This is a genomic window from Flavobacteriales bacterium TMED191 (genome assembly GCA_002171975.2).
Taxonomy (GTDB): Bacteria; Bacteroidota; Bacteroidia; order Flavobacteriales; family TMED113.
Genome location: NHIO02000039.1, coordinates 15953 through 29329, shown reverse-complemented (window position 1 = coordinate 29329; position 13377 = coordinate 15953). Strand labels below are relative to the sequence as shown.

10 protein-coding genes are annotated in these 13377 nt (G+C 28.8%); 5 read left to right on the top strand and 5 right to left on the bottom strand.

The features are described from left to right. The 5 genes from CBD51_004515 to meaB form a co-directional block, all read left to right on the top strand. Positions 1-659, top strand: a 659-nt coding sequence (locus tag CBD51_004515; protein ID RPG58726.1) for a DUF5103 domain-containing protein, incomplete at its 5' end; no start/stop codon positions are given. A 45-nt stretch (positions 660-704) separates the two neighbouring features. Then, the gene (gene pruA / locus CBD51_004510) at positions 705-2333 is read left to right on the top strand and encodes an L-glutamate gamma-semialdehyde dehydrogenase (GenBank protein ID RPG58725.1); all 1629 of its coding nucleotides are present in this window, start codon (positions 705-707) and stop codon (positions 2331-2333) included. Then, the gene (locus tag CBD51_004505) at positions 2330-2638 is read left to right on the top strand and encodes a septum formation initiator family protein (GenBank protein RPG58724.1); all 309 of its coding nucleotides are present in this window, start codon (positions 2330-2332) and stop codon (positions 2636-2638) included. The genes pruA and CBD51_004505 overlap by 4 nt, the downstream gene beginning before the upstream one ends. 887 nt (positions 2639-3525) lie before the next feature. Next, a complete protein-coding gene (locus CBD51_004500; GenBank protein RPG58729.1) occupies positions 3526-5643 on the top strand; it encodes a methylmalonyl-CoA mutase in 2118 nt (705 codons plus the stop codon). A 3-nt stretch (positions 5644-5646) separates the two neighbouring features. Next, positions 5647-6597 carry a methylmalonyl Co-A mutase-associated GTPase MeaB gene (gene meaB / locus CBD51_004495; GenBank protein ID RPG58723.1) on the top strand — a complete coding sequence of 317 codons (951 nt, stop codon included), beginning with the start codon at positions 5647-5649 and terminating at the stop codon, positions 6595-6597. Here meaB and CBD51_004490 read toward each other — a convergent pair. From CBD51_004490 to guaB, 5 genes are read right to left on the bottom strand one after another with little or no spacing between them, the layout of a single operon-like run. Next, a complete protein-coding gene (locus CBD51_004490) occupies positions 6589-7551 on the bottom strand; it encodes an AAA family ATPase (GenBank protein RPG58722.1) in 963 nt (320 codons plus the stop codon). The genes meaB and CBD51_004490 overlap by 9 nt on opposite strands. Next, positions 7548-8891, bottom strand: a complete 1344-nt coding sequence (locus CBD51_004485) for a hypothetical protein (GenBank protein ID RPG58721.1) — start codon at positions 8889-8891, stop codon at positions 7548-7550. The genes CBD51_004490 and CBD51_004485 overlap by 4 nt, the downstream gene beginning before the upstream one ends. Continuing rightward, complete coding sequence (locus CBD51_004480) at positions 8884-9714, bottom strand: hypothetical protein (GenBank protein RPG58720.1); 831 nt, start codon at positions 9712-9714, stop codon at positions 8884-8886. Before CBD51_004480 ends, CBD51_004485 begins: the two co-directional genes overlap by 8 nt. A gap of 6 nt (positions 9715-9720) precedes the next feature. Then, complete coding sequence (locus CBD51_004475) at positions 9721-11859, bottom strand: hypothetical protein (protein ID RPG58719.1); 2139 nt, start codon at positions 11857-11859, stop codon at positions 9721-9723. A gap of 12 nt (positions 11860-11871) precedes the next feature. Next, positions 11872-13335 (bottom strand): IMP dehydrogenase, encoded by a 1464-nt coding sequence (guaB, locus tag CBD51_004470; protein RPG58718.1) that lies wholly within the window; start codon positions 13333-13335, stop codon positions 11872-11874. Positions 13336-13377 lie beyond the last annotated feature (42 nt).

The following is a 13377-nucleotide window of genomic DNA, read 5'->3' as shown; positions in this document are numbered from 1 at the left end:
TTATACAAAAAAATGATGACTGGAGTGATATAATTAATAATCCTCCACCAAGTTTCATTGATCAAAATACTATTGAATATGACTTTCAAGAAGAAATTTCATTTTTAGGAGGAAATGAATATCGTGATTTTGATATAAAAAGTTTAAGATATTACGGTAAAAATATCTACTCAATCGAACAGCAAATAATACAAAATCAACAAATTTACCATGTTCAACTAAATGACGATTTTATTTTTAATTCTCCAGAATATGAATTCAAATATGATTTAAATGGGAAATATGTCACGTCTATTTCGGAAAATAAAAATAAAGATTATGAGGCGGAATACGCACTAGTTAATTTTAAATTAAAAGCTAATGAGATTAAGCAGGACATCTTTATCTATGGAGAGTTAACAAATTGGGAAATTTTACCTGAAGCAAAAATGAATTATAATGACAAAAATCAAGAGTACTATGGTTATTTATATTTAAAGCAGGGTTACTATAACTATAATTATGTAACACAAAATCATGACAAAAAAATAGAATATCTTGACTCAGACTATCAAGAAACACGTAACCAGTACTCTATATATTTGTATTTCTCGCCAACATGGAGCAACTATGATAGATTAATTGGTATAGGAAAAAACACATCTAATAGCTTAAACTAATGTTATTATTATTAATTTTAAAAACTAAATTTAAATTAAAAAATAATGAATAACTGTATCCCAATAATACCTACTCAAAATTGTGAACCAGTCAAATCCTATAAACCAGGATCACCTGAAAGAAAAGAAGCCATATCAGAGTATAATAAATTAATGAAAAAGGTAGTTGATATACCTATGTTTATCAACGGTAAAAATGTAAAATCTAATAAAACAAAATATATTTACCCTCCTCATAATCATAAACATATAGTAGGTAAATATTATGAAGGGAACAAAAATCATATCATGAATGCAATTGATTCTGCATTAAAAGCAAAAAAAGAATGGGCATCTATGGACTTTGCTGCGAGAGCCTCAATTTTTTTGAAAGCTGCAGAGTTACTTAGAGGACCATTTAGACAAAAAATAAATGCTGCAACTATGATTGGTCAATCAAAAAATATTTTTCAAGCAGAAATTGATGCATCATGCGAACTAATTGATTTTTTAAATTTTAATGTAAAATTTGCTAATGAAATATATCAAAAACAACCTGAATCATCAAAAGGAATATGGAATAAAATGGAATATAGACCCCTAGAAGGTTTTGTCTTTGCTATTACTCCTTTTAACTTCACCTCAATTGCTGCGAATTTATGTTTTGCTCCTGCGTTAATGGGAAACACAATTGTCTGGAAACCCTCTGATAGTCAAATTTATTCTACTAAAGTTATCATTGAGCTATTAAAAGAAGCAGGACTTCCTGATGGAGTTATTAATGTAATTTATACAGATCCTGTTATGACAAGTAATATAATATTTAAACACCGTGAATTTGCAGGTGTTCACTTTACAGGTTCAACAAAAGTATTTAAAAATATATGGAAGACTATTGGAAATAATATTCAACTATATAAAAATTATCCAAGAATTGTCGGCGAAACAGGGGGAAAGGATTTTATTCTTGCGCACAATTCTGCTGACATTAAAGAAATAACAACCGCTCTAATAAGAGGTGCATTCGAGTATCAAGGACAAAAATGTTCAGCTGCATCTAGAGCATATATCCCCTCTAGCTTATGGAAACGCATCAAAAATGAACTAATCAAAGAACTAAAAACTATATGCGTTGGTGACCCAGAAGACTTTTCTAACTTCATGAATGCTGTTATTCATGAACAATCATTTGATAAATTAAGCAAGGTCATTAAAAAAGTTAAAAAAAATAAATCTGCTGAAATTATTTTTGGAGGCGAGGTAGATAAAAGTGTAGGTTATTTCGTTCAACCAACAGTAATAGTTACAAAAAAAGCGAATTTTTTCACAATGGAAGAAGAATTATTTGGACCAATCTTAACTATCTTTATATATCAAGATAAAAATTTTGATAAAACTCTTAAACTTATAGATGAAACATCAGAATATGGATTAACTGGTGCAGTATTTGCAAAAAATAGAAAAATAATTAACGAAAGTTTAAAATACTTACAAATGTCGGCAGGTAATTTTTATGTTAATGATAAACCGACCGGAGCCGTTGTATCTCAGCAACCATTTGGTGGTGGGAGGTCATCAGGCACAAATGATAAAGCTGGATCTCATCTAAATTTATTAAGATGGGTATCACCAAGAACAATAAAAGAGAATTTTTTACCGGACAAAAACTATAGATATCCATTTTTAGAAAAATGAATCGACTTAAAGAAGTTTACAACAAAACACCTGAATGGATGAAAAGTAAATATTTTTTATCTGGATTCGTCTTCTGTGTATGGATAGCTTTTTTTGATACTCATTCTATCAAGAATCAAATAAAGAAATCACAACATATAAAAAAGATAGAGCAAGATATAAATTATTATAATAAAGAAATTCAAACTGACCTCGACATAATTAAAACATTATCTCAAGATACATTATCACAAGAACTCGAAAAATATTTTAGACAAGAAATGTTTTTATCAAAAAAAAATGAAGAAATTTTCATAATTGAATAGTAAAGTGAAATATGAAAAAAAGTAAATTATTTGATAAAAATAGTTTTCAAAAGCAAAGAAAACAAGATTGGTCTGCTAGTATCAATCATCGAGATATTTCATTTAACTATAAAAACAAGTCCTTTGACCCAATATATTTTAAGGATGAAATAAACGATACTACAACATTTAATAAAAATGGAGAATGGTTAATTGCATCAGAAGTGGATATCATTTCTGAAAAAAAAGCAAATAAAGAAGCCATAAAGCTTCTTGAAAAAGGAGTTGATTCTATTACTTTTTTAAATTTCAAAAAACATAATCTTGAAATTATTCTTAAGAATATTCAAATTGATATTATTAGATTGAATTTTAAAAAAATTGAAAAAATTGATTTTCTTATTAACTCATTAGTAGAAATAGCTAAACAAAGACAAATTAATACTCAACAACTATTTGGTTCATTTTATATAAAAAATATTTCAAAAAAAGACTACACTAACTATATCAAAATACTTCCGAAATTCCATTATCATCAAATTGATATATCATCATTTAATTATCAAAAAATTGATAAAACTTTCTTAGACCCAACAAATATCCTGTTTACTTATAAACCAAGCAGTTTGTTCCTTGGGGAAATTAGTTACTTAAGAGCATTTAGAATTAACTTTGAAAAAATATTTCATAGTCCTCCCTACATAGAATGTAGAGTGAACGTTTATGAAAATAAAACACATCCTCTAATAGAATCGTGTACTAAATCAATTGGGGCAATATTAGGGGGGTGTGACTCACTGATAATTGATTCAATTGCTGGAAAAAATTTAAATATCCAACAACAATTAATTTTAAAATATGAATCTTTTTTTAATAAAGTTGCTGATAGTCTAAATGGTAGTTATTTAATTGAAAAAATTACACAAGAATTTTTGTTAAAGAAGCAGAATTCATACACAAACAAAACTAAAAATACAACATGGGAGACTGCTGAAGGTATAAAATTAAAATCTAAATACTCAATTGATGATATTAAAAAGATTCAACATTTAGATTATGGAGTAGGTAAACCACCGTTTTTAAGAGGTCCTTACTCAACAATGTATTGTGATAAAAAATGGACTATTCGTCAATACGCCGGATTTTCAACTGCTGAAGAATCTAATAAATTCTATAAAAAAAATTTAAAAGCAGGACAAAGTGGACTTTCAGTTGCTTTTGATTTACCAACTCACAGAGGTTATGACTCTAATCATCCAAGGGTATTAGGTGACGTTGGAAAAGCAGGTGTAGCTATTGATAGTGTTGAAGATATGTCAATACTATTTGATGGCATTGATTTACATAACACTTCTGTATCAATGACTATGAATGGGGCAATTTTACCAATTATGGCCTTTTTTATTGTTGTAGCAAAAAGAAAAAAAATACCGCTCTCTAAAATAAGTGGTACTATTCAAAACGATATACTAAAAGAATTTATGGTGCGAAACACATATATATATCCACCAAATCCATCAATGCGAATTATAAGTGATATATTCAAATACACATCAAAATATATGCCGAAATTTAACAGTATAAGTGTTAGTGGATATCACATGTTGGAAGCAGGTGCTAGTGCTGATATTGAAATTGCTTACACATTAGCAGATGGTCTTGAGTATGTAAGAACAGGAATAAATTCAGGATTAAAAATAGATGAATTTGCTCCAAGACTATCATTTTTCTGGGGCGTTGGTATGAATTTTTTTACAGAAATTGCCAAAATAAGAGCAGCTAGAATATTATGGGCAGAAATGATGCAAAAATTTAAACCCAAAAATCCTAAATCCATGATGTTAAGGTCACATTGTCAAACATCTGGCTGGAGCTTAATTGCACAGGAACCTGAAAACAATATTACTAGGACAACTATAGAGGCTGTGGCTGCAGTACTTGCAGGGACTCAATCACTTCACACAAATGCATTAGATGAAGCAATGAGCCTACCGACTGAAAAGTCCGCAAAAATAGCAAGAGATACTCAATTGTTTTTACAAAAAGAAACCGATATATGTAAAACTATTGATCCATTTGGAGGATCATATTACTTAGAAAAAGTAACACATGAGATTTTAACAAAAGCTAAGAACTATATTAAAGAAATAGAAAAGGCAGGAGGAATGTCAAAGGCAATTGAAAAAGGAATTCCAAAACTTAAAATCGAAGCATCGGCGATAAAAAGACAAGCAAATATTGACAATGCTAACAACCTAATTATTGGTTTAAATTGCTTTCAAAATAAAAAAAATAAAGACTTAAATATTTTAGAAATTAACAACAAAAAAGTTCAAAAAAAACAAATACAAAAACTTGAAGAAATAAAAGAAAGTAGAAATCCAAAACTTGTAAAAAAATACTTAGATAAAATATCTCAAGGGTGTGCTACAAATAAGCAGAATTTACTCTCACTTGCTATTCAAGCTGCAGAAAATAAAGCTACATTAGGAGAAATATCATATGCCTGTGAAAAAATCTTTGGACGTTATCAAGCAAATACAATAATAAACTCAGGAATTTATGCTATGGAACAAAACAAAAACAAACAATTTATCTTAGCTCAGACTTTAACTGAAAAATTTAAACACAAATATGGACGTAGACCAAGAATCCTAACAGCAAAACTTGGTCAAGACGGACATGATAGGGGTGTTAAAATCATTGCAACTAGTTTTTCAGATATGGGTTTTGACGTTGATATTGCACCACTTTTTCAAACACCAGAAGAAATTGCAAAACAAGCTATAGAAAATGATGTTCATATAATTGGTATTTCATCATTAGCAGGAGGACACAAAACACTAATACCAAATCTAATCCAATGTTTAAAAGAGCTGGGAAATAATAATACTATGGTAATAGCAGGAGGTATTATTCCAAAAAAAGACTATCAATACCTAATAAATAAAGGAGTTAAAAAAATATTTGGACCAGGAACAATTGTTGTAGAGGCTGCATTAGAAATATTAAAAGAATTAATTTAAACAATGACTACAAAAGAGTATTTAAACGGGATTTTAAAAAATAATCGATTTATTCTAAGCAAAGCAATTACTCTAATCGAAAGTTCCTTAGATAAGGATCAAAAAAAATCTGTTGAAATAATTGAAAACTGTATAGATTTAAAAAGAAAAACTATACGTATTGGAATTAGTGGAACCCCTGGAGTTGGCAAAAGTACGTTTATTGAGTCATTAGGTTTGTATTTAGTTCGACAAAAATATAAAGTTGCTATACTAACTATCGATCCAAGTAGTACAATTTCTAAGGGAAGTATTTTGGGGGACAAAACTAGAATGCAAAAATTAGCAAATAATGATTTGGCATTTATACGACCATCTCCTAATAATGGAAAACTAGGTGGAGTTCACAATAGTACAAAGGATGTTATTACTTTGTGTGAAGCAGCTGGGTATGACATCATTATTATTGAAACTGTTGGTGTAGGACAATCAGAAATGTCTGTTCAACTAATAACAGATTTATTTTTATATCTAACATTAGTTGAAAATGGAGACGATTTACAATTTATTAAAAAAGGTGCCTTAGAATTAAGTGACATGATAATCATTAATAAAATGGATTTAAATTTTGAAAAAGCTAAACAAGTTAAATTTAGCCTAGAGAATCATCTAAATATGTCAAGTGAAAAAAAACAATATATTTTCACATGCTCTGCATTAAAAAATTCTAATATAAAAGAAATATGGAATAAGATTGAGTCCTTATTTCAGAAAAATTGGAATAATAATACTATTCAATTAAATAGAAATAAACGAAATGTAATTTGGTTAAAGAAATTAATTAAGGAGGGTTGGATTAAAATTTTAAAACAAGATAGTAAATTTCAAAAAAAAATATCACACTATCACAAATACCCCCCACAAAATACTAGGAAAATTGCTTTAGAAATATTAGGTCAGTTAGATTTAAATTAGATTTTTTATAATATCTGACGTGGAAACCCCCTCTGATTCAGCCTTGTAATTTTTAACTAATCGATGCGCTAAAACCCATGAAGCAACGTGCTGAATATCTTCAATATCAGGAGAGTACTTTCCTGCTAAAATTGCATTAAACTTTGCTCCTAAAACCAAGTACTGTGAAGCTCTTGGACCAGCCCCAAAACTTATATACTTATTAACATAATCAGAAGATTTATCACGGTTAGGTCTAGTTCTATGAACTAATTCAACTGCATATTGAATAACATTATTATTTACCGGTATGTCTAAAATTAAATTCTGATAATTTAATATCTCTTCAATTGTAAATAATGATTTAACTTCAGCTAAATTAGATAATGTAGTTCTTTTTACTATATCAACCTCCTCTTCAAGAGTTGGGTAGTCTAAATAAATACTATACATAAATCTATCTAACTGAGCCTCAGGTAATGGGTATGTTCCCTCTTGTTCGATTGGATTCTGAGTGGCTAATACAAAAAAAGGACTAGACAAATGATGTGCCTGTCCTCCTACAGTGATTGTCTTTTCTTGCATGGCCTCAAGTAAAGCAGATTGAGTTTTTGGAGGAGTGCGATTAATTTCATCGGCTAATAAAATATTACAAAAAATTGGTCCTTTAATAAACTTAAATTGTCTATCATTATCTAACACATCGCTACCTATTATATCTGAAGGCATTAAGTCGGGAGTAAATTGAATACGATTAAATTGTAGACCAAGTATTTGTGATATTGTATTCACTAATAAAGTTTTTGCTAGTCCAGGAACTCCAATTAATAAAGCATGGCCTCCAACAAAAATAGTACTTAATATTTGTTTAACAGCTTGATTTTGTCCAACAATAACTTTAGAAATTTCAGTATTTGCCAATGTATATTTAGAAACTAATTTGTCTATTAATTTAATATCTTTACTATTATTCATTGTTCTAATAAATTTTTATAAAAGTCATGCTCAACTGATTTGTCAGTAAATTGAACATGTAATTTTGGTAGATTTTTTTGATACCAATCCTTCAACACCTCTTCTTTTTCTAATTGAAAACAATAATTTTTCAAAAACACATAATCATCATCTAAATTAGCAATATGTTCATCTTTCTTATCAACAAGTTTAATTATTCTATACGCTTCAGCGCCATTTTCAAGTTTTATATAAATAGGCTTTATTATAGACCCAACAGAAATTGTTGATATTTCATTGTAAACAACATGATCTAAATCATCCTGAGTGAAAAAAGAATTATTTGTATTTGGATTAATTAATAAGCCGCCGTTGTATCTTGTACTCTTATCAGAAGAAAACTTTTTCGCAGCAGATTCAAAATTAATTTCATCATCAATAATCTCTAATCTTAGTGAATCTAAAAAATCTTTCGCAGCGAGCATATCATTATTGGATATTTTTGGAGTCATTAATATGTGTCTAACATCAATTTTATTTCCTTTTCTTTGGATTAGTTGGGCGATATGATAACCATACTCAGTTTTAAAAATTTCTGACAACTCGTTCACATCTAAGCTAAATGCAACTGATTCAAACTCTCTAACAAAATCCCCTTTATTAATATTATAATAAGCACCTCCATTTCTGGACGAACCAGGATCTTCAGAATATAAAATGGCCATAGTAGCAAAATCTGCACCATTCATAATTCTTGTTCTTAAATCTTCTAATTTAGAAAGTGTTTCTTCAACAGATTCAGTGGCAGCTTTAGGAGTTTTAATAATTTGAGCAACTTGATATTGATCAGGAATTAATGGAAGACTATCTACATTAAAAGAATTATAAAAAATTTCTACATCTGATGGGGAGACACTCACGTCCTTTGTTATCTCAAATTGCATTTTTTGTATCAAGAGTTGATTATTTATTATTGGTGTTAATTCATCAGTTAATTCACTAATAGATTTATTAAAATAGTTCTCTACTTTTTCTTGTGAACCTAATTGCTCTTGAAAAAATAAAATCCGTTGATTTACTGTATTTTCAAGTTCTGCTATATCAACCTCTAAACTATCTTGTGTCGAAAAATGTAGTAACATTTTTTGATAAAATAAATCTTCAATTATTTTATCTCTCATATCATCCTCATCATCAATTACTAAACCTTGATTTTTGTACTGAAGAATCTGATCTTCAATATCACTGTAGAAAATTACATGATCGCCAATAACAGCATAAACTCCATCTACTAAAACTCTTTCTTGTGAAGAAGAATATGCAGTAAACATCAAAAATGTGAATAAGAAAAATCTAATCATAAATTTCAAAATTATTATTTATTATAGCATCTTCAACTAAATCTCTTTCTATATTATTAATAAGTTCTTTTTTTCTTTTATTAATAATAATTTTATTGATTAACGAAGATACATATTCTAACGGTGAAGAAGTACCTTTTAGTTTAAAATCTTGAATAAAAAGAAAATACAAGTAAGTGCTATCTTCTAGTTCTACTACATGATTTTTTTTTATTTTTTGCATATTCGTTAATAAGTCATAGAACTCTTCAGGAAGTTCATTAACAACATCTAACCAACTTACCCAATCAACATCAGTTAAAAAAAATTTTTCCGCAAACTGTAAGCAATAATCATAAAAATCATCACTATCTGAGGGAAAATTATCTTTTAAATAGTTAATGTTAGGAGCAATTTTTTTAATTTTTACATATTGTAATTTAACCACATCCTCTTTTAAATGAAAATTATCAATATTGTTTTGAAAGTAGTCTTCCACTAATTTGTCATTTACAATTGTATCTAAATGCATCTGTATTAAAAATTGTTTATAATAATGCGTTAGTAGAGAAGATCTATAAAGTTGTACCAGACTATCAATGCTAGACGGATCGCTATCATCTATATTAAATTTGGCCTTATTCACTAAAAGTTCTTTAGTTGCCCATTGATTTATAAAATTTGTTACAAAAATTATGCTGTCCTGATTGTTTAAGGTTTTAGGTAATTGATCATAATACAAGTAACTATCAAAAACTCTAGCAACTTTCTTTCTATTTTTTTCTTGATTATGACAAGAAAAAAGAAGAAAAAGGCAGATTGTGAAAAATATTTTTTTGAACATCAAATGTTATTGGATTGCTGTATTATAAATTTTACCATTCCAACCAAAAAAAGTATTTTGTGAAGACCCAAGTAACTTAGTAGTATGTATAAATATAGAATTAAAACTTGTCTCTGAATCAATCTTTAAGTTATTGGAACTGTTGTCAAATAAATCATGTTTAGAATTAAACTTTCCTGCTTGAGCTAAAGCAAATAATTCATTATTAATAATTACCTTATGTTTTTTTTCCAATCTGCTTAGCCATTTTTTTTCTAAAAATATTTGATAATCAGATATAACTACTCCCTTAACATCCTCTAATAGCTTATACGAAGAATTTAGTAGACTATCTATGAAAATGATATTATTATCAGTTGTTATAATCAAATCATTCTGACTTAATTTATCAAATGATACATCAAAAATAAATTTATCAATGAGAGAATTGTCGCCTGGAGCAAAAATATCTTCATTGAGAGAAAGGTTTAATGTTGATGATTTATTAATGGTATTTAATAAATTTTGACTATCACTCCCACGCTTTAACTTTCTCTTTACTCTCTTCTGTATATTTATATCACTGCAAGAATAAATTTTAGCTTTTACTCTATTTGGCCAAACATAATTAGTTTTATTATCAGAATAATATTGTTGTAAACCTAAGGTGTCCGAAATAGCCATATCCCACACCTCATCTTTTTGTAATTGATACATTAAAATACCATCATGATATTCATTATATAAAAGTCTAAATTCATCATATTTTTCTTCTAAATTAGCGCTTTCAACTTCTAAAATCATTTGTTCTTTGAATGTGTCATATAATTCATCAACAATTAATTTATAATTATCTATATTTTTTGCATTTAATCTAGATTTAAAAGAATTTAAATAATTTGCAAAATCTTCTTGAAAAACATAACGTTGTTTTACATCATATTGATTATTAAACACAAACATAATATGACCTACTCCATTTAGTTTTTCCAAAATATCCCCCCCGCTTAAAAACTCATCATTAATTTCATTGTAAAAAAATTCTTTTGCATATAAATTCTCTACAAAACCCCATTCTTTTTTTAATCTATCCAGAACTATATTCCTGGTTTTTTGTGATCTAGAATCTCTCTCAATACGTTTTTTAAGGGATGATTTAATGTCGCTGAAAGAAGGCAGGCTCTTTTTATTAATTAATTTAACAATATGCCAGCCGAAATCTGTTTGAAAAGGTTTTGAAAATGCATTAATTGAATCTAAAGAAAATGAAACATCTTCAAACTCTTTTACCATTTTATTTGTTCCAAACCAATCTAACTCACCACCATTAACAGCAGATTTCTTGTCATCTGAGAATTTTTTTGCTAGAGTAGAAAAATTTACACCCGCTAGCAATGAATCGTGAATTTCATTTATTTTATTAAGGGCTGAAGAATTTAATTTATCTGCACCTTCATTATTATTTCTAATTAAAATATGTGCTACTTTAACTTCTCCTCTAGATAAACGTTTATCGTTAACTTGTAAAATATGATATCCGAATCTTGTTCTAACGATATCCGAAATATTGCCTATGTCAGTATTATAAGCTGCTGTCTCAAATGGATAAACCATATATAAAGCAGAGAAGTAACCTAAATTTCCATTGTTTTCCTTTACAGACGGGTCATCTGAGAATTTTTGAGCTAAACTTACAAAACTCTCACCTTCATCCAACTTTCTTTTTATGTCAATAGCTTTATTAAAGGATTTAAGTGTGTCATTATTATCGTTGACTTGTATTAAAATATGACTAGCCGAAACTTCATATTTTAATCTTTCATAAGCTTCATCCAATAATAATTCAGACACCTTATTATCAGTCAAATAAGGTTTGACTAGTTGTTTACGATATCCTTCTAACTCTCTCTGAAATGAGGATACGGTATCTAAACCTAATTGTTCAGCCTCTACAACTTTTAACTTAAACTTAACATATAAATCTAAATACTCTTTTAAGGACTCATTAATTTCTAGTGTATCAGTATCTAACTTATTTTTATAATAATTTTGCATAAAATCATAAACATCTATTTGTGTTTTTCCAATAGAAAAAAGAGTGTTAGAATCTTGTGAAAAAAGATTACAACATATAAAAATTGTAAAATATAATATTGATTTTCTCATTGTATAATAAAGTTATCGTCGACTATAATTAGGAGCCTCCTTGGTTATTGTAACATTATGTGGGTGACTTTCGTTAACACCAGCACTTGTTATTTTAGTAAATTTAGCACTTCTTAGTTGCAGTAAGTCCTTAGCTCCACAATATCCCATACCTGACCTTAATCCACCTATGTACTGAAACAAGACTTCTTTCAACTTACCTTTGTAAGGTACTCTTCCAACAATCCCTTCAGGAATCTTCTTATTAGTAACTTTACTGTCCTGGAAATATCTATCAGCAGACCCCCTTTGCATAGCATCAATCGAACCCATACCTCTATAAGTTTTAAATTTTCTCCCTTCATATATGACGGTTTCGCCAGGGGATTCTTCCAAGCCAGCCAATAAGGAACCTAACATAACTGAAGAAGAGCCAGCTGCAAGAGCTTTAACAATGTCTCCAGAAAAACGAATTCCACCATCTGCAATAACAGGTATGTTGGCTTCATTGGCTAATTTAGCAACTTCAAAAATTGCAGTTAGCTGTGGAACTCCGACACCAGATATAACCCGTGTAGTACATATTGAACCTGGTCCGATACCAACTTTGACTGCATCAGCACCTTTAGAAATTAATAACTTTGCAGCTTCAGGTGTCGCAATATTACCCACTACACAATCGGTTTTAGGAAATTTTGATTTAATTTCTGTTAATGTATCAACTACTAATTTACTATGTCCATGTGCAGTATCAATAACTAATGCATCAACTCCCGCATTTACTAAACCCTCTGATCTTAATATAGCATCCGAACCTACCCCAATAGCAGCAGCAACACGTAACCTTCCTAAAGAATCTTTACATGCTTTTGGTTGTTCCTTGACCTTCATAATATCGCGATATGTAATAAGACCAATTAAATTATTTTCTTTATCTACAACAGGTAGTTTTTCAATACGATTTTTTTGTAATATAACTTCTGCTGATTCTAAAGACGTTGATTTATCTGTTGTAATTAAATTTGATGATGTCATAATATTAGCGACACTTTGATTTAGATTCTTTTCAAATCTCAAGTCTCTATTAGTAATAATTCCAACTAATTTATTGTTCTCATTAAGAATAGGTATACCGCCAATATTATTATCAATCATAATTTGTTGAGCTTCTGAGGCTGTAGCAGTATTAAATAATGTAATCGGATTTAAAATTAATCCACTTTCAGATCTTTTTACAGAAGTTACCTGCTTCACTTGATCCTTAATAGACATATTCTTATGAATTACTGAAATACCTCCTTCTCTAGATAAACCAATAGCCATTTGTGACTCAGATATTGTATCCATAGCAGCAGATACTATTGGTATACTGAGTTTAATATTCCTAGAAAAAAAAGTATTAGTAGAAACATCACTAGGCAAAACTTCTGAGTATGAAGGAACTAACAAGGCATCATCGAATGTCAAACCTTCTTTTAACAAATGATTAAAATTCATAAAATAACTTATAAATGGGGTGCAAATTTAAGAAAAATTAAG